Annotated in this window: 21 protein-coding genes; 12 read left to right on the top strand and 9 right to left on the bottom strand. The window is 64.1% G+C overall.

The annotated features are described in order from the left end of the window. Nucleotides 1-391: 391 nt before the first annotated feature. Nucleotides 392-646: a hypothetical protein gene (locus tag AC4CS3_RS20695; RefSeq protein WP_490785014.1), complete on the bottom strand. Its 255-nt coding sequence runs from the start codon at nucleotides 644-646 to the stop codon at nucleotides 392-394. A 204-nt stretch (nucleotides 647-850) separates the two neighbouring features. Here AC4CS3_RS20695 and AC4CS3_RS20690 point away from each other — a divergent pair, with 204 nt between their 5' ends. After that, complete coding sequence (locus AC4CS3_RS20690) at nucleotides 851-1201, top strand: zinc ribbon domain-containing protein YjdM (RefSeq protein ID WP_490785013.1); 351 nt, start codon at nucleotides 851-853, stop codon at nucleotides 1199-1201. A 65-nt stretch (nucleotides 1202-1266) separates the two neighbouring features. On the opposite strand, the gene AC4CS3_RS20685 is transcribed toward AC4CS3_RS20690, so the two are convergent. Beyond that, nucleotides 1267-1713 carry a MarR family winged helix-turn-helix transcriptional regulator gene (locus tag AC4CS3_RS20685; protein WP_490785012.1) on the bottom strand — a complete coding sequence of 149 codons (447 nt, stop codon included), beginning with the start codon at nucleotides 1711-1713 and terminating at the stop codon, nucleotides 1267-1269. 171 nt (nucleotides 1714-1884) lie between these two features. Here AC4CS3_RS20685 and AC4CS3_RS20680 point away from each other — a divergent pair, with 171 nt between their 5' ends. After that, complete coding sequence (locus tag AC4CS3_RS20680; RefSeq protein ID WP_490785011.1) at nucleotides 1885-3108, top strand: MFS transporter; 1224 nt, start codon at nucleotides 1885-1887, stop codon at nucleotides 3106-3108. 21 nt (nucleotides 3109-3129) lie between these two features. Here AC4CS3_RS20680 and AC4CS3_RS20675 read toward each other — a convergent pair whose 3' ends face one another. Further along, nucleotides 3130-4026: a DNA-formamidopyrimidine glycosylase family protein gene (locus AC4CS3_RS20675; RefSeq protein ID WP_490785010.1), complete on the bottom strand. Its 897-nt coding sequence runs from the start codon at nucleotides 4024-4026 to the stop codon at nucleotides 3130-3132. Nucleotides 4027-4189: 163 nt separating this feature from the next. Between AC4CS3_RS20675 and gcvH the strand changes: the two genes are divergently transcribed. The 5 genes from gcvH (at nucleotide 4190) to AC4CS3_RS20650 (ending at nucleotide 7273) form a co-directional block, all read left to right on the top strand. Beyond that, a complete protein-coding gene (gcvH, locus tag AC4CS3_RS20670) occupies nucleotides 4190-4576 on the top strand; it encodes a glycine cleavage system protein GcvH (RefSeq protein ID WP_078105597.1) in 387 nt (128 codons plus the stop codon). A gap of 140 nt (nucleotides 4577-4716) precedes the next feature. Next, nucleotides 4717-5196: an FHA domain-containing protein gene (locus AC4CS3_RS20665; protein WP_234753790.1), complete on the top strand. Its 480-nt coding sequence runs from the start codon at nucleotides 4717-4719 to the stop codon at nucleotides 5194-5196. A 20-nt stretch (nucleotides 5197-5216) separates the two neighbouring features. Further along, nucleotides 5217-5933: a transcriptional regulator FtsR gene (ftsR, locus tag AC4CS3_RS20660; protein ID WP_490785046.1), complete on the top strand. Its 717-nt coding sequence runs from the start codon at nucleotides 5217-5219 to the stop codon at nucleotides 5931-5933. Beyond that, complete coding sequence (locus tag AC4CS3_RS20655; RefSeq protein ID WP_234753890.1) at nucleotides 5933-6436, top strand: bifunctional nuclease family protein; 504 nt, start codon at nucleotides 5933-5935, stop codon at nucleotides 6434-6436. Before ftsR ends, AC4CS3_RS20655 begins: the two co-directional genes overlap by 1 nt. Nucleotides 6437-6679: 243 nt before the next feature. Next, on the top strand, nucleotides 6680-7273 hold the full coding sequence (locus AC4CS3_RS20650) for a MerR family transcriptional regulator (RefSeq protein ID WP_236816845.1): 594 nt from the start codon (nucleotides 6680-6682) through the stop codon (nucleotides 7271-7273). A 127-nt stretch (nucleotides 7274-7400) separates the two neighbouring features. On the opposite strand, the gene AC4CS3_RS20645 is transcribed toward AC4CS3_RS20650, so the two are convergent. Next, entirely contained in the window at nucleotides 7401-8219 is an 819-nt protein-coding gene (locus AC4CS3_RS20645; protein WP_490785009.1) for a ParA family protein, read from the bottom strand. A 313-nt stretch (nucleotides 8220-8532) separates the two neighbouring features. Between AC4CS3_RS20645 and AC4CS3_RS20640 the strand changes: the two genes are divergently transcribed. Next, nucleotides 8533-11928 (top strand): pyruvate carboxylase, encoded by a 3396-nt coding sequence (locus AC4CS3_RS20640; protein ID WP_490785008.1) that lies wholly within the window; start codon nucleotides 8533-8535, stop codon nucleotides 11926-11928. 98 nt (nucleotides 11929-12026) lie between these two features. Here the strand turns inward: AC4CS3_RS20640 and AC4CS3_RS20635 are convergent, their stop codons facing one another. After that, a complete protein-coding gene (locus AC4CS3_RS20635) occupies nucleotides 12027-13838 on the bottom strand; it encodes an AMP-dependent synthetase/ligase (protein ID WP_490785007.1) in 1812 nt (603 codons plus the stop codon). A gap of 207 nt (nucleotides 13839-14045) precedes the next feature. Between AC4CS3_RS20635 and AC4CS3_RS20630 the strand changes: the two genes are divergently transcribed. Next, nucleotides 14046-15161, top strand: a complete 1116-nt coding sequence (locus AC4CS3_RS20630; protein WP_490785006.1) for an ROK family glucokinase — start codon at nucleotides 14046-14048, stop codon at nucleotides 15159-15161. 41 nt (nucleotides 15162-15202) lie between these two features. On the opposite strand, the gene AC4CS3_RS20625 is transcribed toward AC4CS3_RS20630, so the two are convergent. Next, nucleotides 15203-15745, bottom strand: a complete 543-nt coding sequence (locus tag AC4CS3_RS20625; protein ID WP_490785005.1) for a hypothetical protein — start codon at nucleotides 15743-15745, stop codon at nucleotides 15203-15205. Next, nucleotides 15738-16553, bottom strand: a complete 816-nt coding sequence (locus AC4CS3_RS20620) for an alpha/beta hydrolase (protein ID WP_490785004.1) — start codon at nucleotides 16551-16553, stop codon at nucleotides 15738-15740. The genes AC4CS3_RS20625 and AC4CS3_RS20620 overlap by 8 nt, the downstream gene beginning before the upstream one ends. Nucleotides 16554-16708: 155 nt before the next feature. Here AC4CS3_RS20620 and AC4CS3_RS20615 point away from each other — a divergent pair, with 155 nt between their 5' ends. Together AC4CS3_RS20615 and AC4CS3_RS20610 are read left to right on the top strand one after the other, a co-directional pair. Further along, the gene (locus AC4CS3_RS20615) at nucleotides 16709-17509 is read left to right on the top strand and encodes a lysophospholipid acyltransferase family protein (RefSeq protein ID WP_490785003.1); all 801 of its coding nucleotides are present in this window, start codon (nucleotides 16709-16711) and stop codon (nucleotides 17507-17509) included. A 66-nt stretch (nucleotides 17510-17575) separates the two neighbouring features. Continuing rightward, nucleotides 17576-19003 (top strand): class II 3-deoxy-7-phosphoheptulonate synthase, encoded by a 1428-nt coding sequence (locus AC4CS3_RS20610; RefSeq protein WP_425550454.1) that lies wholly within the window; start codon nucleotides 17576-17578, stop codon nucleotides 19001-19003. An 89-nt stretch (nucleotides 19004-19092) separates the two neighbouring features. Here the strand turns inward: AC4CS3_RS20610 and pknB are convergent, their stop codons facing one another. Next, nucleotides 19093-21183: a Stk1 family PASTA domain-containing Ser/Thr kinase gene (pknB, locus tag AC4CS3_RS20605; protein WP_490785002.1), complete on the bottom strand. Its 2091-nt coding sequence runs from the start codon at nucleotides 21181-21183 to the stop codon at nucleotides 19093-19095. Nucleotides 21184-21255: 72 nt separating this feature from the next. Then, nucleotides 21256-22641 (bottom strand): lytic transglycosylase domain-containing protein, encoded by a 1386-nt coding sequence (locus AC4CS3_RS20600; RefSeq protein WP_490785001.1) that lies wholly within the window; start codon nucleotides 22639-22641, stop codon nucleotides 21256-21258. 224 nt (nucleotides 22642-22865) lie between these two features. Here AC4CS3_RS20600 and AC4CS3_RS20595 point away from each other — a divergent pair, with 224 nt between their 5' ends. Next, nucleotides 22866-23219 (top strand): Rv2175c family DNA-binding protein, encoded by a 354-nt coding sequence (locus AC4CS3_RS20595; RefSeq protein WP_236816870.1) that lies wholly within the window; start codon nucleotides 22866-22868, stop codon nucleotides 23217-23219. The last annotated feature ends 228 nt before the right edge of the window (nucleotides 23220-23447 follow it).

The following is a 23447-nucleotide window of genomic DNA, read 5'->3' as shown; positions in this document are numbered from 1 at the left end:
CCCGACCAAAAAGCCGTGGGAACTCTAGGGTTCCCACGGCTTTTGCATTTAAGCGTTGGTGTTGCCAGCGAGCGCGCGTTGGACTCTACCGTTCGGATGGGATCGTCAGTGCTCGGAGGTTGGATTCTGCTCAATCACTCGAATGGATAGAATCCGGATCCGCGGAATCACGGGTCCGGCAATGTCGGCAAAGAGAGTGATCCAGCAGAATCGACGTCGCTCCCGTGATTCTCTCCGGACCTGACCTCGCCGTCCGGACCTTGTTTGAAGGGCCAGAGCTTTGAAATGACATGACTCGCCGTGTCGTAAGCGATTTCCCAAACCAAAGAAGGTCAGGATGGCGCCCGCACGCCTTCTTTTCGAAAGCGTCGGTTCCAAAAAGCCGGCAGCCTCAGCCGCGCCCCATCATGCGCCGAATACCTACGAAAAGGATCAGCGTCAAGTAGATCCAGATAGAAGAGAAGACGCTCAACCCGGTCTGTTGGCTTGCCGTCAAATGCAAGGGTTCCGCGAACAGCGTCGACATTGCGCGGGCCGCCAGCCCCGGCACGGCACACACTGTCATCAGTGCGAAGAGCCTGGGCGAGCGAAGATATATGCCGACGACCAGCCATCCCAGGGCGAGGCCCCATATCGGCAATTGCACGGTTCATGCACCACCTTTCGGATTCCTGGACAGCTGCAATCTATGGCCGACATGTAGCGTCTCAGTGGTCAATCGCAAGAATTAAGTGGTCAGCAGTTCCCATCTACGTGTTCAATTCCGCGAGATCTCAGGGTTCTTGCCGGGCGTCTAGGTGTGCCCAGGTCGCGGTCTACGTGTTGGACCGCACCCGTCTATCATTGGACGGTGAGCGAAACACTTCCCCCTTGCCCCGAATGCGCCAGCGAATACACCTACGAGATGGGTGCCCTGCTGGTCTGCCCCGAGTGCGCCCACGAATGGTCGCCCACCGCGTCTGATGAAGCGGAATCTGAGTCAGCAGAGATCAAGGACGCCGTCGGCAATGTGCTCGCAGACGGGGACACCGTCACGGTGATCAAGGACCTCAAGGTCAAGGGGAGCGCCACGGCCATCAAGGTTGGAACCAAGGTCCGCAACATCCGCCTTGTGAACGGCGTGGGGGATCACGACATCGACTGCAAGGTGGACGGCTTCGGCCCCATGCAGCTCAAATCAAGCGTGGTCAAAAAGGTCTAACGCTCCGACGCACGCGGCCCACGGCACGCCCAACCAACGCTGCGCGCCCCACGAAACAAGGCGCGTCAGGCCCGCTGCAACGCCCCCAGCGCCTTGACTAGCGGTTCAAGCTCCGGTACCGATTCTGCGGCCGTCAGGGACTCCGCGAGGGTTTCGTCGTGCACGGGCCTGGCCGCCAGCAACAACTTCTGGCCGGCCTCGGTGAGTTCCGTATAGATCCCGCGCCGGTCGTCGGCGCACAGGATCCTGGTCAGCAGCCCACGGTCCTCGAGCCGGTTCACCAAGCGCGTCGTGGCGCTGCTGGAAAGTGCTGTTGCCCTGGCGAGCTGCTGCATCCGCATGTGCCAGCCGTCCTGGCGGCTCAGCGCGTCTAGCACCGTGTACTCGACCACCGAAAGATCCGCGGCCGACTGCAACGCCTTTTCCAGTGCTGCCTCGATGTTGCCGTGCAGTGCCGCGAGAGTCCGCCACCCCTGCGCTCGCACCTCAACGGCGTCGTCCTTGATGCCCATGTCTCCTGTAACTCCTGCCGATTGATGAAGAAATCAGACGCCCGCAAAGTAGTTGCTTGCGCAATTACATGGCGCGTGCAACTATATATGGAGCGTCTGCAACTAATTCTACGGTTCTCGGCGGCGCACTTCCAGTCTTACGGGAATCCATCCCCACAAAGGAGCAACAACATGCCCGCAGGGTTGATCGCCCTTGCCCTCGGCGGATTCGGCATTGGCTTGACCGAATTCGTCATCATGGGCCTCTTGCCAGAAATTGCCACCGACTTCGGAGTCAGCGAAGCGGCCGCCGGCTGGTTCATCACCGGCTATGCGCTCAGCGTCGTGGTCGGCGCCCTCCTGGTTACAGCGGCCGTCACCCGCTTGCCCCGCAAGCCTGTCCTGATCGGGCTCCTCGTCCTGTTCATCGCGGGCAACTTCCTCTCTGCCATCGCGGACAGTTACCAGGCAATGCTGATCGGGCGCATTGTGGCCGCCCTCTGTCACGGAGCCTTCTTCGGTATCGGCTCTGTCGTTGCAGCCGGCCTGGTCCCGGCCCACAAAAAGGCCGGGGCCATTGCCATCATGTTCACGGGCCTCACCGCCGCCAACGTGCTGGGCGTGCCCTTCGGAACCTTCCTCGGCCAGAACCTCGGCTGGCGGTCCACCTTCTGGGCCATCACCATCATCGGCGTTTTCGCCCTCATCGGCATTGCCCTCATGGTCCCGAGGATCAAGGAAGGCGCTGCCGCCAGCAGCCTCCGCAGTGAGCTTGGGGCTTTCAAGTCCGGGCAGGTGTGGCTGTCGATTATCGTCACAATTCTCGGCTTTGGCGGTATGTTCGGCGCCTTCACCTACATCGCCTTCACGCTGACCCAAGTCTCCGGATTCGATCCCCACGCCGTCCCTTGGCTCCTCGTCCTGTTTGGCGCCGGACTGTTCGTCGGCAATATCGCCGGCGGCAAAGCGGCCGACAAGTCCATCGACAAAACCCTCGTGGTCATCCTCGCGGGCCTGGTGCTGGTACTCGTGTTCTTCGCACTCACCGCCGCGAGCCCGGTGGCCACCCTGTTCTCACTGGCACTCATGGGCGGCTTCGGCTTCGCTACCGTCCCGGGCCTGCAGATGCGCGTCATGCACTTTGCCGCCACTGCGCCCACCCTTGCCTCCGGCGCGAATATCGGCGCCTTTAACTTGGGCAACGCCCTCGGCGCCTGGTTGGGCGGGATCACCATCACCATGGGCCTGGGGTACACCTCGCCGATCTGGGCCGGCGCCGCCATCACTGTAGCGGCCCTGCTCGTCATGATCGCCGCCGCGGCAGCCGCCCTGCGCGGGGGAGCGGCGCAGTCAGCTTCCGCGCAGCAAGCAGCCCCCGACGTCGTACGCGAACCTGAGGAGGCGCCGGTCGCCTAGGCGACGGGCGGTTTCTTCGAATCAGGCGTCGTCGCTCGAACCGCGTTTGGCCAGGATCTCGCCGTTGGTCTGGCACGTGGGGCAGTACTGCAGGGAAGTCCCCACGAAGGCAACCTCCCGCACGGTGTCCCCGCAGACCGGGCAAGGCTCGCCGGTCCTGCCGTGCACGCGCATCGAGGCCTTCTTAGCAGGCTTCAGCTCGCCCGGTTTCTTGCCCGAGAACTCATTGATGGCACCACTGAGAATGTCCTGCATCGTTGTGAAGAGACGCTCCACCGTGTCCGGTCCCAACGAAGAAGCAACGGCGACGGGAGACAGCTTCGCCGCGTGGAGGATTTCGTCGCTGTAGGCGTTCCCGATACCGGCCATGAGCTTCTGGTTCTTCAGGATTCCCTTGATCTGCTGCCGGTGCGTGAAAAGCCGGCTGAACTCGTCCAGGCCGAAGGCGGGGCCAAGGGGATCCGGCCCAAGCTCCGCAATGCCATGGACTTCCCCCGGCTGGCGAACGAGGAAGATGGCCAATCCCTTCCACGTTCCGGTGTCGGTAAGGGTGATGTCGAAATCGCTGCCATTGTGCGAAAAGCCCAATTGCGCGGCGAAGTATCCGCCCGCTGCGGTCGCTTCGTTGCCGGGGTGTTTATCCGAGAACGTGAGCCAGCCGGACTTGGCGAAATTGACGATCATGTACAGAGGCTCTGCTGAGTCGCCGCCATCCGGTGCAGCAGGGGCGATCTTGAAAACGAGGAACTTTCCCCGTCGGCCGACGGATTCAACGGTCTGCCCGATGAGCGATTCATGGGGAACATCCGCAACTTTCAGGGCGAATGCCGATGGCAGCAGTAACTGCGTGAGCTGTGCCCCGGATAGCTGTTCGTCCAGAAAGTCGCTCAGGGCAGTGATTTCGGGCAGCTCCGGCATGATTGTGCTCCTTCGGCGGCGTTGCAGGACTATGCGGCTCGAGTCTGCTTCCAATCATTCCAGACACCTGTGGGGAGGAGGCAGCGATGTGCTTATACTTTCAGCGGTGGCCGGATGACCGGGCCGCCGTCGTGGTCCGAAATGTCCCGATGAAAGGCGACTCATGAGCAACATTCCTGCCGATCTTTCCTACACCGCCGAACATGAATGGGTCAGCGCCCCGAATGCAGACGGCGTCGTGCGCGTCGGCATCACGGACTTCGCCCAGGATGCACTCGGCGATGTCGTCTACGCCCAGCTGCCCGAGCCTGGCACCACGGTGAAGGGCAACGACGTCGTGGGTGAAGTCGAGTCGACGAAGAGCGTAAGCGACATCTACGCCCCGGTGAGCGGCGAAATTGTTTCCCGGAACGAGGCTCTCGACACCGACTCTGCCCTGATCAACTCGGATCCCTACGGTGACGGCTGGCTGTTCGAAGTAAAGCTTTCGGAAGCTGACGCCATCGAGACCCTTCTCAGTGCATCAGAGTACGAACAACAGGTAGGCTAAATGGTATCTGGCCCGCCAAGTCGGTTCTCCCCGGAACACCGGGAGCGACGGCGGCGGGCCAGCGACCTGTTTGGCCCGGGGAACCGGGCAGTTGCGTAACCGGCAGTTTTGTCAACTGCCGGCGGATGAGGAGGATTTCCATGGTTGGCGGCAAGCGGAACCACGCCCGGGACGAGCACGGTGCTGTAGAACAGCCAACCTCGGAGACCACCTCAATCCAGCTCACGCCCGTGCGCCACCACGAGCCGGATGCCCGGCCGCCGCTGGCCGCCGAGGAGCGCGCTGCGGTCCAGGCATTGCCTCCTGGATCTGCTTTGCTGATTGCGCACACCGGACCGAATGCGGGTGCACGCTTCCTTCTGGACTCCGACACCACCACCGCCGGCCGCCACCCGGATGCGGACATCTTCCTGGATGACGTGACGGTTTCGCGCAAGCACGTGGAATTCGTACGCACCCCCGAAGGCTTCGAAGTAGTGGACACCGGAAGCCTCAACGGCACCTACGTCAACCAGGACCGGGTGGACAACGTCCTGCTCAAGAACGGCAGCGAGGTCCAGATCGGGAAGTTCCGCCTCACCTACTACCTGAGCCCTGCCCGCGCAGCAGGCCAAGACTGATTCCGGGTACGCCTGTGGCACTGCCCCAGCCGGAACGGCGAGGACCGCAGGTCCTCAACATCGGGGAGGTCCTCGCCCAACTCAGCGACGACTTTCCCACCATGACGGCGTCCAAGATCCGTTTTCTTGAGGAAAAGGGACTGATCAATCCGAAGCGCACGCCTGCCGGGTACCGGCAGTACGCCGAAAGCGACGTCGAGCGGCTGCGTTTCGTGCTGGCCCTCCAGCGTGACCAGTACCTGCCCCTGAAGGTCATCAAGGATTACCTGGACGCGATCGACCGTGGCGAACGTCCCGAAAACCTCCCGCCGGGGGTGTCGGTTTCTCCGCGGATTGTCTCGGACGAACTTGCGGCTGAGCTGCAGGGCCACGCACGCGCCTTGAGCGAGGAGCAGCTGCGGACGGAATCCGGGGCCAGCGTCCCGCTATTGCAGTCCCTCCTCAGTTATGGGCTCATCAGCCACGTCAACGGCAAATTCGACGAACACGCCCTTCAAGTGGCGCGCGCATGTGTCCAACTTGAAAGCCATGGACTCGAGCCGCGGCACCTCCGTCCTTTCCAGGCCGCAGCCGAGCGTGAATTCGGTTTGGTGGAGCGTGTCGTCGCTCCTCTGACGTCCCGCAAGGATGCGGCATCGCAATCCCGGGCAGCGGAAGCCGCCCGGGAAATCAGCGAACTCTGCCTCAGCCTGCATCGAGCCTTGGTGCAGGACCGTATCTCCCGTATGGACGCATGATGATTGAGGTCGAGATCGTTGGAGTGCGGATTGAACTGCCTTCAAACCAGCCTTTGGTCCTCCTGCGCGAGATGCATGGGGAACGCCATGTCCCCATCTGGATCGGCACGCCCGAAGCCAGTGCCATCGCCTTGGCCCAGCAAGGCGTCGTGCCGCCCCGGCCCATGACCCACGATTTGATGATCGACGTCGTTGAAGCACTCGGCCACACCATCATCAGCGTGAACATCGTGGCGGTCGAAGACAATATCTTCTATGGCCAGCTCCAGTTCGACGACGGCACTGTGGTGAGTTCCCGCGCTTCCGACGCGTTGGCGCTTGCGTTGCGGGCGAAATGCCGCATCTGGTGTGCGGACGCCGTGATGGATGAAGCCGGCGTCCGGATCACCGAACACGACGAGGGCGAAGACACCGAGCCGGGTCCCGAAGTTGACGAAGAACGGGAATTGCGCCGATTCCGGGAGTTCCTGGACGACGTTGAGCCAGAGGATTTCGAAGGCTGAAGGTGGCCTAAGGTTAAAGTTGAGGGTGAAAGTTTCGACACGATCTGAAAATGCCCCGGACGTCTTTGACCTGAGGCTCCCGCACGCCTAACGTCGAAGATATCAAGTTCCCGTTGCGTACAGGACCCGCGCAAGTCACACTGAAAGGTGCGGCCGCGTTGAAATTACACGAGTGCATTTTCCCGTTTCGTGTTAGCCGCCGTATGCACCATCCCCAAGGGAACTTCTGACAAGGAGGGTCACGTGAGTCCCAAAGGCGAAGCAGGCGAGCTAAAGCAGGCGTCGACAGGCGTTGCTGTACCCGCAAGCGGTGCCCAGGGTCTGCTCTTCACAGAGGACCTTCCGGTCCTGGATGAAGATGCCGGCTACCGTGGTCCCACCGCGTGCAAGGCGGCAGGGATCACCTACCGCCAGCTGGACTACTGGGCACGTACAGGACTCGTTGAACCCGCTGTGCGTGGCGCCGCCGGTTCCGGATCGCAGCGGCTCTATGGCTTCCGGGACATCCTGGTTCTCAAAGTCGTCAAGCGCCTCCTGGACACAGGTGTATCCCTCCAGCAGATCCGCACGGCCGTTGAACATTTGCGTGAACGCGGAGTGGAAGACCTGGCGCAAATCACGCTCATGAGCGATGGCGCGAGTGTCTATGAATGTACTTCCGCGGACGAAGTCATTGACCTGGTGCAGGGTGGCCAGGGCGTGTTCGGCATCGCGGTCGGCCGCGTGTGGCGCGAAGTCGAGGGGAGCCTTGCTGCGCTGCCGAGCGAGCACGTTGTAGAACAGTCCTTTCCGGACGACGAACTCAGCAAGCGCCGTTCCGCGCGCCGCACCGGCTGAACCGCCGTCGGGATCGCCACGAGCGGCCACTGAAGACCAATGAAGCCGCCTTCCAATAGGAAGGCGGCTTCGTCGCTTCTCTCGAGGAACGCATTTCTCCAGGCAGCTTCTGCCTCGCAGGTTCCCGTCAGCGCTTGCGGCGTTCCCGCGTGCCGTTGTTTGAGGACAGCATGTTCTCCAGAAGCGAGTCAAACAGCTTGGCGGTGTTCTTGGCGGAGTCGCCAGGCCAGTGATGGACGGCGTGGGCGGCCCCCTGGATTTGCTGCCAGTTCGCCTGCTCCGGAATATGCGGTCTCAGCAAAAGCTCGCCGAACATCGATTCCATCTCGGCGAGCCGGAACGTGTGCTCGGATGAGGCAGGCCGGACCCGGTTGGCAACGATCCCTGCAGGAGCCAGCTGCGGAGCGAACTCCTGGCGGAACAGCTGGATGGCGCGCATGGTGCGTTCCGTGCCGGCTACCGAGAAGAGCCCTGGTTCGGCGACAAGGACCACGCGGTCGCTCGCGCTCCAGGCCATGCGGGTGAGGCCGTTGAGGGACGGCGGACAGTCAACGAGTACCAGCTCGTACTTTTCGGCCGCGGCCAGGACCGTAGTCAGGCGGCGGAGATCGCGGCGCCCAAGATCCGGCCGGTCGTAGATTCCGGTGTAGGCGGATCCGACGGCGACATCAAGGGCCGTGCCACCGCCATTGCCGCGGGGGTGGTCAACCCAGCCGCTGCTGACCACGTTGTCCAAGAGCCTGGCCTTGCGGGGGTTCTTCAGCATGCGGCCAATGTCGAGCTGGTCACCAGCCTGGACGCCGAGGGCCGTGGTGGCGTCGGCGTGGGGATCCAGGTCCACAACAAGGGTCGGGATCCCTGCGGCCAGTGCGGCCGAGGCCAGCCCAGTGGTTACGGATGTCTTGCCCACGCCGCCTTTGAGGCTGCTGATGCTGACTACTTGCACTTGAAAACCCAAAACCTAACGCCGGTTGCCGTGTCGCGGTGCTTGTGTTCCGGCCTTGCCGGAACCGGGGCTCTGCCGCTGCCCTTCAACATCATATGTTGAGTGGCCACCGATTCCTGCCTTATCGGCCCGGAACGGCTTGGGCCGCCTGTTACTCGATCGGCTTTTAGCACGTGAAACTGCATCGTGCGCGAAGGTACACTGCTCGTGACGAATCCCCGTGTGACTGTCACCACAAAGATTTGTGTTTGGGTATGGAGGTCTTACACACTGTGACCACCGACCGTTACACCCGCAATGATGCAGGAGAAGCATGTTTTCCAAGATTCTGGTGGCTAATCGCGGCGAAATCGCGATCAGGGCCTTCCGCGCTAGCTATGAACTGGGCGCCAAGACCGTAGCGGTCTTCCCGTATGAGGATCGCAACTCGATCCACCGGCAGAAGGCCGATGAGGCCTACCTGATCGGCCAGGAAGGCCATCCGGTCCGCGCTTACCTGGACGTAGACGAAATCGTCCGCGTCGCGAAAGAATCGGGTGCGGACGCAATCTACCCGGGCTACGGATTCCTGTCCGAAAACCCGGACCTCGCCCGGGCGGCCCAAGAGGCGGGCATCACGTTTATCGGCCCGCCGGCGGAGGTGCTGGAGCTCGCCGGCAACAAGGTCGCCGCACTCGAAGCCGCCCGCAAGGCAGGTGTACCCGTCCTGAAGTCGAGCGCGCCGTCCCGCGACATCGACGAACTCATCGCCGCAGCGGACGAGGTCGGATTCCCGATCTTCGCCAAGGCCGTCGCTGGCGGCGGTGGCCGCGGCATGCGCCGGGTGGAGACCCGCGAGGACCTTCCAGAAGCCCTCCAGGCGGCCATGCGCGAGGCGGACGCCGCGTTCGGCGATCCCACCATGTTCCTGGAGCAGGCAGTGTTGCGTCCCCGCCACATCGAGGTCCAGATCCTGGCCGATGGCGAGGGCAATGTCATGCACCTCTTCGAGCGCGACTGCTCCCTGCAGCGCCGCCACCAGAAAGTCGTGGAAATCGCTCCGGCCCCCAACCTGGACGAGTCCATCCGCCAGGCCCTTTACCGGGATGCCGTCGCTTTCGCGAAGGCCCTGAACTACGTCAACGCCGGAACGGTCGAGTTCCTGGTGGACACCGAGGGCGAACGGGCCGGCCAGCACGTCTTCATCGAGATGAACCCGCGCATCCAGGTCGAGCACACGGTCACCGAGGAAATCACTGACGTGGACCTCGTCCAGGCGCAGATGCGCATCGCCTCGGGCGAGACCCTCGCAGACCTCGGCTTGAGCCAGGAGTCGGTATCCATCAAGGGCGCCGCACTGCAGTGCCGCATCACCACGGAAGATCCCGCCAACGGCTTCCGGCCCGACGTCGGAAAGATCACCGGCTACCGTTCCGCGGGTGGCGCGGGTGTCCGCCTCGACGGCGGCACGGTCTACTCGGGTGCCGAGATCAGCCCCCACTTCGACTCCATGCTGGTCAAACTGACCTGCCGTGGACGCGATTACCCTGCCGCGGTGGCCCGTGCCCGGCGCGGCCTGGCCGAGTTCCGGATCCGTGGCGTGTCCACCAACATCCCCTTCCTCCAGGCCGTCCTGGCCGACCCGGACTTCATTGCGGGCAACGTGGCGACCGATTTCATCGACAAGCGCCCCGAACTGCTGAAGTCCCACGTCTCCGCGGACCGCGGGACCAAACTGCTGACCTGGTTGGCCGATGTGACGGTCAACAAGCCCAACGGCGAACTCAAGGTCCACTCGGACCCCGCAGCCAAGCTCCCGTCGATTGCCGGGATCGTTGCACCGGCCGGCTCGCGCCAGAAGCTGCACGAGTTGGGTCCCGAAGGCTTTGCGAAGGCCCTGCGCGAGCAGCAGGCCGTGGCCGTCACGGACACCACGTTCCGCGACGCCCACCAGTCGCTCCTCGCAACCCGTGTCCGTACCCGCGACCTGGTCGCGGCCGGTCCCGCGGTTTCTGCCCTGCTGCCCGAACTGCTGTCGGTCGAAGCCTGGGGCGGTGCCACCTACGACGTCGCCCTGCGCTTCCTCGGCGAGGATCCTTGGGACCGGTTGGCCGCCCTGCGCAAGGCCCTTCCCAATGTCTGCCTGCAGATGCTGCTCCGTGGCCGTAACACAGTCGGCTACACTCCCTACCCGGAGGAAGTCACCGAGGCATTCGTCAACGAGGCCGCGGCAACGGGCATCGACATCTTCCGCATCTTCGACGCCCTCAACGACGTCAACCAGATGGCTCCGGCCATCCGCGCAGTGCGGGCCACCGGCACCGCGGTAGCGGAGGTTGCACTCTGCTACACCGGCGATCTCCTCGACCCTAACGAGAACCTGTACACCCTCGACTACTACCTGGACCTCGCCCAGAAGATCGTCGACGCCGGTGCGCACATCCTCGCCATCAAGGACATGGCCGGCCTGCTCCGCCCCGCGGCCGCAGCCAAGCTTGTCAGCGCCTTGCGTGAACGCTTCGACCTTCCGGTCCACCTGCACACGCACGACACCGCAGGCGGCCAGCTGGCCACCCTGCTGGCGGCCGTGGACGCGGGCGTGGACGCTGTCGACGTCGCATCAGCGTCCCTGGCCGGTACGACAAGCCAGCCGTCGGCGTCGGCCCTTGTGGCCGCCTTGGCACATACCCCGCGCGACACCGGGCTCAGCCTGGCCAGCGTCAGCTCCCTGGAGCCCTACTGGGAAGCGGTCCGCCGGGTCTACGCGCCGTTCGAGTCCGGGCTTCCCGGTCCCACAGGCCGGGTCTACCAGCACGAAATTCCGGGCGGCCAGCTGTCCAACCTGCGCCAGCAGGCCATCGCGCTGGGCCTTGGCGAGCGTTTCGAGGCCATTGAGGACATGTACACCGCCGCGGACCGTATCCTGGGCCGCTTGGTCAAGGTGACGCCGTCGTCCAAGGTGGTGGGCGATCTCGCGCTGCACCTCGTGGGAATCCATGCAGATCCCGCGGACTTCAACGAGAACCCGCAGAACTACGACATCCCGGACTCCGTCATCGGCTTCCTGTCGGGTGAATTGGGAGATCCCCCCGGAGGATGGCCGGAGCCGTTCCGCACCAAGGCGCTCCAAGGCCGCAGCATCAAGGTCCGCGACGTCGAACTGAGCGCCGAAGACAGTGCTGCGCTCAAGGGCGATTCCAAGTCCCGTCAGAGGACCCTGAACCGGCTTCTGTTCGAGGGCCCCACCAAGGACTACCTCAAGAGCGTGGACACCTACGGCAACCTGTCGGTGCTCGATACCCGTGACTACCTGTACGGTCTCCAGCTCGGTGCCGAACACGTCATGGAGCTCGAGAAGGGCGTGCGCCTGATCGCTTCCCTGGAGGCAGTTTCGGAGCCCGACGAAAAGGGCATGCGCACGGTCATGTGCAAGCTCAACGGCCAGTCCCGCCCCGTGGTGGTTCGTGACAAGTCGGTTGTCAGCAACGTGAAGGCCGCGGAGAAGGCGGATGCGTCCCAGCCCGGCCAGGTGGCCGCGCCGTTCGCCGGCGCCGTGACCCTGACCGTCAAAGCAGGCGACGCCGTCAAGGCCGGCGACACCGTCGCCACCATCGAGGCGATGAAGATGGAAGCATCCATCACGACGCCGGTGGCCGGCACGGTCTCGCGCCTCGCCATCAACAACGTGGAGCAAGTCCAGGGCGGCGATCTGTTGATCGTGGTCGAATAGCGGCCCGCTCCTCCGCGGAGCACGCAAGAAGAAAGGTCCCGGGCTGTTAGCCCGGGACCTTCCTTCATCGGTTTCCTAAAGCAACGGGGTGCGGTGCGTCAGGACGCTTTGGGCGCCGAATACATTTCCTCGATCACGGCGTCGAAGTCCTTCATGACCTGGGCGCGCTTGACCTTCAACGACGGCGTGAGGTGACCGGAGGCCTCGGTGAAGTCGGACGGCACAATCCGGAACGACTTGATCGCCTCCGCGTGGGAGACGGACTGGTTGGCGTGGCTGATCAGTTCCTGGACGGCAGCCCGGACGAGGGCGTTGTCCGCGGCAGCCGTCGTCGTCGTGGACGCGGGAAGGCCGTGGCGCTCGAGCCAGCCGGGCAGGGCTTCCTCGTCGAGGGTGACCAGCGCGCCGATGAAGGGCCGGTTGTCGCCGATCACGAGGACCTGGGACACCAGGGCGTCCGCACGGATTTGGTCCTCCAGCAGGGCAGGCACGACGTTCTTGCCGCTCGCCGTGACGATGATTTCCTTCTTGCGGCCGGTGATCTTCAGGAAACCCTGTTCGTCCAGTTCGCCGATGTCACCTGTGCGGAACCACCCGTCCACGAACGTTTCCGCGGCGAGGTCATCCCGCTTGAAGTAGCCCCTCATGACGCAGACGCCCTTGGCGAGGATTTCGCCGTCGTCGGCGATCCTGACCGCATTTCCGGGAAGCGGGGCCCCCACCGTGCCGATCTTGATCAGGGACGGGGTGTTGACTGAAATGGGTGCCGTGGTCTCTGTCAGGCCGTAACCTTCGAGGATCTGCAGGCCGATACCGTGGAAGAAATGACCGAGCCGTTCGCCGAGGGGACCGCCACCGGAGACTGCGTGGCTGACGTGGCCGCCCATGGCGGCGCGAAGCTTCCCGTACACCAAACGGTCGAATACGGCGTGCTTGAGCCTCAGCACCAAGCCAAGGGATCCCTCCTGCTGCGCCTTGGAGTAGGCGATCGCCGTGTCCACCGCCTTGTGGAAGATTGCACCTTTGCCACCGTCCTCCGCCTTGGTGAGCGCCGAGTTGAAGACCTTCTCGAAGACACGTGGAACAGCCAGGATGAAGGACGGCTGAAAGCTTTGCAGGTCTGCCAAAAGGTTCTTGATATCCGGCGTGTGTGCCACTTGGGCGCCGGCTGCGACGGCCAGGACCGAGATGAAACGGGCGAAGACGTGGGCCAGAGGGAGGAACATGATGGTCTTGGCGGTCTCGTTGACGACGTCGCCAAGGGAAGCCAAAGCGTTCTCCGAGAGCTCCACGAAGTTTCCGTGCGTGAGTTCGCAACCCTTGGGACGCCCCGTGGTGCCGGAGGTGTAGATGATCGTGGCGACGTCGGCGAGTTCCGCGCTGCTGCGGCGCGCCTCGAGTTCCTGGTCGCTGACACCGCTTCCCGCGCTGCGAAGCGCGTCAAGGCCGCCGCCTTCAAGCTGCCAGACATGGGCCACTGAGCCGAGGCCTTCGGCGGTGACGGCCTGGCGGATGACGTCTTCGTGGTGTGCCGACTCGGCGAATGCCGCGACTGCGCCGGAGTCGCCGAGGTTCCAGGCCACTTGTGACGGCGATGACGTTTCATAGATCGGCACGGAAATGCCGCCTGCAAACCAGACGGCGAAGTCCACGAGGGACCATTCGTAGCGGGTCCTGGACATGATGCCCACGCGGTCGCCCACACCGACGCCATTGGCGATCAGGCCTTTGGCCAGGGCCGACACGTCCTGGAGGAAGTCCTTTGCCCGGATGTCCTGCCATTGACCGGCGCTGTCGAGCTTCGCAAACAGTGCCGGGTTGGATGGCTTGGCGGCCTGGCGAACCACAAGGTCCGTGATGTTGGTTTCGGGGGCAACATTCACCAGGGGCGGAACACTGAATTCACGCACGATAGCTCCTTCGATATCAACAGACCATTGCGGGGCTGCTCTAACTCTATACGGCCAAGTAATGGGTGTGTCGCAATTCAACTTACTCAAGTTACTGATGAGTAACTTTACGTGAAGCCTGGGATTCCGCCAACGCAGGCGTGCGGGCTCTCCGTCTAAAGGTGCAACATGTCAGTACATATGCGGCGCTCGGAATAGGATGGCGACATGCCTCTGAATTCATCCAACGACCAGAACCCGGCAAGCGTTCGGAAGATTTCCTGGTCCGGTTCGGCCTCAACCGGCCGGCGCCCCGGCTCCACGCACGGAGGCCTGCGCTGGGAGTCCGTGCCGTGGGCCGCGCGCCGTTCCCATCTCGGCCGCAGGGGGCTCGCGATCGGGATCGACATCGGCGGCACGAAGGTGGCAGCGGGAGTCGTGGATCCTTCGGGCCGTGTGGTCGAGGAGGCGCGGCGCTCCACTCCGGGCAATGACGCCCGGGCCGTGGAGCAAGTGATCGTCGAGCTTGTCCAGGAGTTGGGCAGAAGCCACCGGATCGCCTCTGTAGGGATCGGCGCCGCCGGTTGGATGGATCTCGACGGCGGCACGGTGCTTTTCAGCCCGCATCTCGCCTGGCGTAATGAGCCGCTGCGCGAAAACCTCCAGAGCCTGCTGAGGCGCCCGGTACTCGTCACCAACGACGCCGATGCTGCTGCCTGGGCTGAATGGCGCTTCGGCGCCGGTCTTGGTGAGAGCCGCCTCGTCTGCATTACGCTCGGCACCGGCATCGGTGGTGCCATGGTCATGGACGGACGAGTGGAGCGTGGGCGGTTCGGCGTAGCGGGGGAGTTCGGCCACCAGATCGTCGTGCCCGGCGGGCACCGCTGCGAATGCGGCAACCGCGGCTGCTGGGAGCAATATGCCTCCGGTAACGCGCTCGGCAGGGAAGCCCGGGAGCTGGCCCTCCGGAATTCACCTGTTGCCTACGAATTGCTCAAGGCTGCCGGAGGCTCTGCTGAGAACATCACGGGCGTTACCGTGACGGAGCGGGCCAAAGCCGGAGATTCCGCTTCGAGGGAGCTCTTGGAAGAAGTGGGGCACTGGCTCGGGCTTGGTCTGGCGAACCTGGCTGCTGCGCTCGACCCAGGGACATTCGTCATCGGCGGTGGGCTGTGCGATGCCGGTGAGCTTCTCGTGGGCCCTGCGCGGACAGCATTCACCCGGAACCTCACCGGCCGTGGTTTCCGTCCCGCGGCCGCCATCAAGCTCGCCGCGCTGGGACCGCGGGCGGGGATGATCGGCGCTGCCGACCTGTCCCGGGTCAGCGGCAGGGCGCGCGGGTAGTACGGGCTCAGCCGCGAGGGATGCGCAGTGCGGCAGTCCGCTTAGACGCGGGCGCCGTCGTCGTTCTCGTCTTTTTCCTGGGGCAGCTTCATGATGAGGTACACCACTGAGGCCAGAAAGGTCGCCAGGATGCCCATCACTGCCAGGAGCGGCGCCGAGCGCCAGAACATGGCGGTGAACAGCAGGGCAAGCGGGCCGCCCACGGCTCCGATCCAGGCGAGCATGGTCAGGGGTTCGGTACCGGCCAGGCTCGGCGGGTCCTCCGGGACGAAGCCGTTCTCATCCTCGACGTCGTAGTCGCGTGGACCGGGCTCCCCGCTGCCCGTGGGTTCTTCTGCGGCGCCCCGTTTAGACAGTCCAAGAGGGTCGAAGTCTTGGAAGGAACGTGACGATGAGCGCCCCGGAACGTCGTCCGGACCTGGACCCGGCCCTGTTCCGGAATCGTTGCCGGCCTCCGCCGGCGTCGGCGCCTCGTCGAGGGCCGATGAAGGCATCGACTCAAGCCGGGCCACCAAATCGAGCCAGACAGCGTCGTCGTCTTTGTTGGCGCTCTGGTCGGGGGAGTCAGGCCCTGGCCTATTCATGGGGTGAATCCCGGAGCTCGGTGCCGGACTGGCTGGCGGGGGCGGAACTGCTTGTCAGTCCTGCCATTGTTTTCCTGATGAACTCGGCCGAGCCCCGGAAAATCTCCAGGGCATCGTTGTCCAGCGTGGCCACGTGGTAGCTGTTCTCCAAGGTGCTGAACTCCATCGAAGCCGTGACCTGTTCCTTCAACCGCGTGATGCTTCGATCCGAAACCACGTGGTCCACGGAGGAGCGGAAAACGCGCACCGGTGCGGAAATCCGGGGGAGCAGGGTGACGGTGTCCTTGTACATCTTTTTCAACTCATGGGCGGCGGCAACCGGTGTCCTGGGGTACGCTCCCTCGTCCATGCCGGGTTTGAGGATGTCGTTGGCGATGGCCGGGGTGGATTTCATGACGTGCTTGAGGATGCCGACCACGGCGGCGCGGGGATCGTCGATCACCAGTCCCGGATTGACGACGACGGTACCGGCCACGGGCCGGGTGGCCGCGATACGCAGAGCCAACGTCCCTCCCATCGACAAGCCGGCGGCGAAGACGAAGTCGCACTCGGCCTGGAGCTCCAGATACGCCGCATCCACTGCATGGTGCCACTCCTGCCAGTGCCGCGTGGCCATGTCCTGCCACGTGGTCCCATGGCCTGGAAGCAGAGGGAGGCGGACAGCGTAGCCTTCGGCCGCCAAGTACTCGGCCCAGGGGCGCATGCTGTGCGGACTGCCCGTGAAGCCGTGGCTCATCACGACGCCGATGCTGGGTCCACTACCGGTGAAGTCGCTGGTGTACGGCGAGGGATCGGGGAGAGTGTTCATGATGACTCCGAGGCTACTCTGTTGGCGGCACTGCTTTCCGTGATGAGTCCATCGTGTCACTGTTCGGGACAATTCTCACTGGAGTATGGTGGCTTCTGAGTGCGGGCCGGGACCGTCCGGATGCCTTGCAGACGCCGCCCCGGAGAGGAACCAAAGTGTTCTATTGGGTCATGAAACGGATCTTTTTGGGTCCGCTTCTCAAATTGCTGTTCCGCCCGTGGGTCAAGGGCCTCGACAATGTTCCCCAGGATGGCGCCGCGATTCTCGCTTCCAACCATTTGTCCTTTTCCGACTCGATCTTCATGCCGGTGATGGTGCCCCGGCGCGTCAGTTTCCTTGCCAAGTCCGAGTACTTCACGGGTACCGGGCTCAAAGGCAGGCTTACGGCCATGTTCTTCCGGCTCACCAACCAGTTGCCGATGGACCGTTCGGGCGGGGCTGCGTCCGAGTTGTCCCTGCAGGCCGGCAGGGACGTCCTGGCCGCCGGCGGCCTGCTGGGCATTTACCCTGAAGGCACCCGCAGCCCCGACGCCAGGCTCTACAGGGGCAAAGTGGGGGTCGCCAAACTTGCGCTCCAAACCCGGGTCCCCGTTGTTCCCGTTGCGATGATCGGCACCGAGAAAGTCCAGCCCATCGGGAAGCGTTTGCCCAACATCCGCAGGATCGGGATCATTTTCGGGCAACCTTTGGACTTCAGCCGGTACTACGGCCAAGAAGAAGACCATGCCGTGCAACGCGCCGTGACCGACGAAATCATGTACGAACTCATGCGGCTCTCGGGGCAGGAATACGTGGACGAATACGCCGCCGTCGTCAAGCAGCGGCTGGCCGGGCAGCCTCCGGAGCCGGTGAGCGGAAGCGAAGCGAATACAGCCGACGACGGCCACGAGGGCAGGCGCCCGCCCGGCAACAGTTCAGGCCCGGACGGCGACGGCGCAGTGGCCGGGAAAGTGTGACGGCCTGCCAATAAGGGTTACGGAAGCCATGCCCCGAACAGCGGGCAAGGCAACTAGTCTTGGAGAGTGACTGAGCTATCCGCGAACCCCGCACCGTCCATGACCGGCCCCGTGACCAGTTCCCTGGGCAGCCCCCTGACCAGCACCGCCCAAAGCGGCGCGGCAAACTATCCCGGCTTGGACGATTGGCGCCAACTGCCCATCTCGCAGCAACCCACCTGGACCGATAGGGGCGTCTTCGATGCCTCCGTCAAAGAACTGTCCGTGCTTCCGCCGCTGGTCTTCGCGGGCGAGGTTGACATATTGCGCGAGCGTCTGGCCGCTGCAGCCCAGGGCAAGGCATTCCTGCTTCAGGGCGGCGACTGCGCCGAGACCTTCGAGGACGCGACAGCTGACAAGATCAGCGCCCGGGTCCGCACCATCCTGCAGATGGCCGTTGTCCTTACCTATGGTGCGGCCATGCCCGTCATCAAAATGGGCCGCATGGCCGGCCAGTTCGCCAAGCCCCGGTCCTCGAACGAGGAAACCCGCGACGGCGTGACCTTGCCCGCGTACCGCGGCGACATTGTCAACGGCTACGATTTCACCCCGGAGTCCCGGGCCCACGACGCCAGCCGCATGCTGAAGGCGTACCACACCTCGGCTTCCACGCTGAACCTTATTCGCGCCTTCACGCAGGGCGGCTTCGCCGATCTCCGCCTGGTGCACCTCTGGAACAAGGGCTTCACCGAAAACCCCGCCCATGCCCGCTACGAGTCCTTGGCGAGGGACATCGACCGTGCCATCAAGTTCATGGCGTCCTGCGGTGCCGATTTCGAAGCCCTCAAGCGCGTGGAGTTCTTCGCGAGCCACGAGGCACTCCTGCTCGACTACGAGCGGGCCCTGACGCGCATCGACTCCCGCACGGGACTTCCTTACGACACTTCCGGGCACTTCCTCTGGATCGGTGAGCGCACCCGTGAGCTCGACCATGCGCATGTGGACTTCCTGTCCCGGGTGCGCAATCCGATCGGCGTCAAGCTCGGTCCCGGGACTTCCGGAGACGACGCATTGCGGCTCATTGACAAGCTCGACCCGAACCGCGAGCCCGGCCGCCTTACCTTCATCACCCGTATGGGGTCCAAGAACATCCGCGAGAAGCTGCCCGCCGTCGTCGAGAAGGTCACTGCGTCGGGCGCCCAGGTTCTCTGGGTCACGGACCCCATGCACGGGAACACGGTCACCTCGCCCAACGGGTACAAGACCCGCAACTTCGATGACGTCGTGGACGAAGTCCGCGGGTTCTTCGAAGTCCACCACGCCCTCGGGACGGTACCCGGTGGCCTGCACATGGAAATGACCGGCGACGACGTCGCGGAATGCCTTGGCGGCGCCGATCCCATTGACCAGGATGCCTTCCTGGACCGCTACGAGTCTGTGTGCGATCCCCGCCTGAACCACATGCAGTCCCTCGAGATGGCGTTCCTCGTGGCTGGAGCCCTCACCAAGCGGTAGTCCCCACGAAGCGGACGTCCAGCAGCAGGCCCGAATACAGGAAAGGCGATCCGGAACATTCCGGATCGCCTTTCCTGTATGGGTGCGTCCTACACAACGGTCAGGGTGACCACGGAGCCCTCCGGGGCATCGCTGTCCACGGGGTTCTGGTCGCGGACGGTGCCGAAGAAGCCACCCAGGATGTTGTTGATCTTGACCTCGAATCCGAGCGACTCCAGGGCCTTGCGGGCGGCGTCCGCCTGTTTGCCGATGAAGTTGGGGACATGCACCATTTTCGGACCCTTCGAGAGCGTCAACGTGACGGCGTCGCCGCGGATCAAGGTGCCGTTTGCAGGGATCTGGCTGACTACGGCTCCCGCAGGGACCTTTTTGTCGTTGACGGGTTCCGGCGATATTTTTGCGGTCAATCCGGCGTCGCTGATCGCTTTGACGGCGGCTTGCTGGCTCATGCCGCGGACGTCCGGTACGGGGAGGGGCTGCGGTCCCTTGGAGACCACCAGCGCCACCGGGGTGCCGTGGCGGACCTCGGTGTCCTGGGCCGGAGACTGGGAGATGACCGTCCCTGAAGGCACTTTGTCGTCATATTGCTCGGTGACTTTGCCGAGCGCCATCCCCGCTACACCAAGGGCATTCTTTGCCTGGTCGAGTGTCAGGCCGGTCATCGCGGCAAGCGGAAACAATTGCGGACCCTTCGAGACGAAGAGCGACACCCCTTGGAACTTCCGGACTACTTGGCCGGAAGCGGGTTCCGTTCCAACAGCCAAACCCGCCGTGACGTCGTCGTCGAACACGTCTTTTGGCTCGGATTGGAAGCCGGCGGTTCTCAGCAGCTGCTGTGCCTCGGCGACCGTCTTGTTCTTGGTGTCCGGTATGGTTCCGGGCGAACCGGGCCCCATGCCGAAGAACCAGCCGGCCGCAGTGGCAAGGATCGCCAGGACAATCACGACGATCGTCCAGATCACGGCCCGGCGGCGCGGGTTGCCTTCCCGCAAAGAGCGCGACGGCGTGGCCGCGGCCCGGGCTCGGTCCTTTTCTTCCTGGCGCTCCATCCGCTTGATGTCGCGTTTGCTCGGCGGGGCATCGGCCGGATCCAGGGGTTCGCGGTCCTGTGGCACCTGGACGTCGAAAGCCGCGGCACCGGGGGAGAATCCCGACGGCGGAAGCACTGTGGTTGGATTGCGCTGGCTTGAGATGATCTCCGTCGGGCGGCCTATCCGTTCCAGGGGCTCCGTACGTTCGGCGTGGAAAGGGGCGACTACCGCGGTTGCCCCGGCCGCTTCTTGTTGCACTTCGGGCGTCGCCGCCTTGGCGGCCGGCGGGTTGATATCCAGTTGCGCGTCGCTCAAGGTGGTGCGGATGTGCCGCAGTTCCGACAAGAGCGCGGAGCCGTCCACCGGACGCTCTTCGGGTTCCTTTGCGTTGCACCACTGGACCAGTTCGTCCACATCGGCGGCAAGGCCGGGCACCGCGAGCGACGGCGCAGCGACGGCCGCGTTGACGTGCTGGTAGGCAACCTGGATGGGAACGTCGCCCGCATACGGTTGCTCGCCGGTAAGCATTTCGTAGAGCATGATGCCGGTGGAGTAGATGTCGCTCCGGGCGTCCGCGGCTTTGCCGAGGACCAGTTCGGGAGCCAGATATGCGACTGTGCCGATGAGGGCGCCGGTGCTGGTTGTCGCTGTGACCGCCCGGGCCAGGCCGAAGTCGCCCACCTTGATGCGACCGTCGTCGGCGATGAGGACGTTTTCCGGTTTCACGTCGCGGTGGATGAGTCCTGCCGCGTGGGCGGCCGCGAGCCCTTCGATGACGGGGTCGATCAGGGCAAAGGCCAGCCGGGGCGGGAGGGCTGCCTTCTCGTTGAGGACGTCGCGCAGGGTGTGGCCCTTGATGTACTCCATGACGATGTACGCAATGTGGCCGTCCTGTCCCTGGTCGAGGACACCTACGACGTGCGGGTGGGAAAGGCTCGCCGCGGCCCGGGCCTCGCGCTGCAAGCGGTCGAGGAAATTCTGGTCATTGGCCAGGTGGGGATGCAGCACTTTGAGCGCCACGTCGCGGTCGAGCCGCTCGTCGGTGGCGAGATAGACGGTTGACATTCCGCCGTTCGCGAGGCGCGATCGCACCAGGTAGCGCCCGTCCACGAGGGATCCGAGGAGTTGGTCCGAAACTTGTTCCTGCACCCTACGATCCTAGTTGAGCAAAACACGGGCCCGAATCGCCGTGCGATCCGGGCCCGTGTTCAGCGGCCTGATTTAGCTGAAGTTCTTCTTGAGGGACAGGATCGAGGCGACGTAGGCCTTGGTGTCGTCGTACATCCCGTGCTTGCTCACCGAGTACTGGCCCTGGTAGTAGCCTGCGATGGCCGTGTTCAGATCCTTGCTGGTGTTGACGAGGGCCCGGATGATGGCGACGCCGGCGGTCACGTTGTCATACGGGTCCAGGATGTTGAGCTTGCGTCCCACCAGTTGGGAAGCCCATTCTCCGGAGGAGGGAATCACCTGCATCGTGCCGATGGCGTTGGCGGGAGAGACGGCACGCTGGTTGAAGCCGGATTCCTGGTAGGCAAACGCCATGGCCAAAGACGGGTCCACCCCCATCCGGCGCGCGGTATCGGCTACGATCCCCTTCATCTGGGCGGTGCTGGGTACCGGGGACGCATTGAGCAGGGCCTTGTTCGCGTTGGCTGAACTGACCACCGCCTCCGGGTAGGTGTAGCCCAGGAACGTGCTGGGAACCAAGGGGGTGCTGACCGGAGCCGGGGCCGGAGCCGAGGCTGCAGGAGCACCCGGGATGGCGAGCTTCTGCCCCGGATAAATGATGGTGCTCATGGACAGCTTGTTGGCCGAGAGCAGCGATGACAAGGACACGCCAAGGCGGGACGCAATGCCGCCCAGAGTGTCACCCGACTTGATGGTGTACGAGCCGGTGTTGACAAGTGCCGGCGCTGCCGGGGCAGCCGGAGCGGAAGCAGGGGCCAATGCCGCTGGAGCCGGGGCAGCCGGAGCTGGTGCGTTCGTGCCCGGGCCAACCTTGATCTTCTGTCCCGGGTAGATGATGGACCGGCCGTTGAGGCCGTTCCAGCTGAAGACGTCCGAGAGCGCCACTCCGTGGCGGGCGGCGATGCCGCTCAGGGTATCCCCGGACACGACTGTGTAGCTGGCAGCCGACGACGACGCCGGGCTGGGTGCCGGGCTGGGCGCGGGTGCCGGGGCGCTTGGAGCAGCCGCGGAACCGGACAACTTGATCTGCTGTCCCGGGTAGATGATGGTGTTGCCAGAGAGCCCGTTGAGCTGCAGGACGGTGTTGGTGTTCAGCCCGTAGCGGGCCGCGATGCCGCTGATGGTATCGCCCCGGACGATCGTGTACGTGGCCGGAGCCGTCGGTGCCATGGGCTGCATGGCAGTCGGGAGGCTCGCGGCAACCGCGGAGGCGGGAATGACGTTTGCGGATACGGCCGCGGCCTGGGCCTGCATGGCCGCGGTCAGCGATGCGGGGATCTTCTGGCTTTGTACCGCTGGAAGCGCTGTTGCCGGTTGGGCGAGCGCCAACGAAGAGAGCATGACGGCGGGCAGCGCCGCTGTGGTGGCCGCAATTATGGGCATGCTCGTTGTCTTCTTGGGCGAGCGGGGCGTCGTCATGGGAGCAATCCTCATCTCAGCAGCGGATGTTGGGAATGCCGCTGTTGCCAGTGTTACTAAAGTTAGTAGTGATGCAAATGTGATCAATGTGAATCTCTCACATTTTTCGATTCCGCACAAGAAATCCCGGCGCATTCGATTCTTGGGCAATTCGGGGACGCAAATTCCGCCCGTGCCGTCCGTCCGGCTAGGCGCAAAGCGCGCGGGCGTGGCAATCTTGATCCGTGAGTAATGTAGAAAGCCTCGTTTCCGAATGGCTGCCGCTGCCCGATGTGGCAGAGCTGCTGAACGTTTCAATCACCAAGGTCCACGGTCTTCTGGATGAGCGTGCAGTGGTGGCTGTGAGAGTGGGCGAACGCAATATCCGTTCGATTCCTGCCCTCTTTATCCAGGATGGTCATGTGGTGGATAGCCTGAAGGGCACCATCGCAGTGCTTGGCGATGCCGGGTACACGGATGAGGAGCTCATCGCGTGGCTTTTCACTCCGGATGAGTCGCTGCGTGGCCGCCCTGTCGACGCGCTCCGAGAAGGGCGCAAAACTGAAATCCGACGCAGGGCCCAATCGCTTGCCTGGTAAGGGACTCCTGCCTTAAATACAGTGGTGGGGGGGGGGGGGGGGGGGGGGCCCCCCCGGGGGGGGGGGGGGGGTTTGTGGTCGGTAACGGGGTGTGTGGAGGGGTTGGCGGCGGGCGGGGGGGGGGGGGGGGGGGGCCCGGCCGGAGCGGCGACCACGCTCCCGGGAGGGGCGTCAGGGGCGTCGGCGTGGCGGCGGTGGGGCGGGTGGGCCGCGAGGAGTTGGCTCTCC

It is taken from the genome of Arthrobacter sp. SE2 (assembly GCF_058244265.1).
Note: the sequence above shows the minus strand (reverse complement) of the source record. Positions and strands in the feature narration are given on the sequence as shown.

Excerpts from the sequence above, each read along its gene's own strand:
- AC4CS3_RS20655 (WP_234753890.1), top strand. The coding sequence starts at position 5,933 with ATGATTGAGGTCGAGATCGTTGGAGTGCGGATTGAACTGCCTTCAAAC.
- AC4CS3_RS20630 (WP_490785006.1), top strand. The coding sequence starts at position 14,046 with ATGCCTCTGAATTCATCCAACGACCAGAACCCGGCAAGCGTTCGGAAG.
- AC4CS3_RS20665 (WP_234753790.1), top strand. The coding sequence starts at position 4,717 with ATGGTTGGCGGCAAGCGGAACCACGCCCGGGACGAGCACGGTGCTGTA.
- AC4CS3_RS20640 (WP_490785008.1), top strand. The coding sequence starts at position 8,533 with ATGTTTTCCAAGATTCTGGTGGCTAATCGCGGCGAAATCGCGATCAGG.
- AC4CS3_RS20685 (WP_490785012.1), bottom strand. The coding sequence starts at position 1,713 with ATGGGCATCAAGGACGACGCCGTTGAGGTGCGAGCGCAGGGGTGGCGG.
- AC4CS3_RS20675 (WP_490785010.1), bottom strand. The coding sequence starts at position 4,026 with ATGCCGGAGCTGCCCGAAATCACTGCCCTGAGCGACTTTCTGGACGAA.
- gcvH (WP_078105597.1), top strand. The coding sequence starts at position 4,190 with ATGAGCAACATTCCTGCCGATCTTTCCTACACCGCCGAACATGAATGG.
- AC4CS3_RS20680 (WP_490785011.1), top strand. The coding sequence starts at position 1,885 with ATGCCCGCAGGGTTGATCGCCCTTGCCCTCGGCGGATTCGGCATTGGC.
- AC4CS3_RS20600 (WP_490785001.1), bottom strand. The coding sequence starts at position 22,641 with ATGACGACGCCCCGCTCGCCCAAGAAGACAACGAGCATGCCCATAATT.
- AC4CS3_RS20625 (WP_490785005.1), bottom strand. The coding sequence starts at position 15,745 with ATGAATAGGCCAGGGCCTGACTCCCCCGACCAGAGCGCCAACAAAGAC.
- AC4CS3_RS20620 (WP_490785004.1), bottom strand. The coding sequence starts at position 16,553 with ATGAACACTCTCCCCGATCCCTCGCCGTACACCAGCGACTTCACCGGT.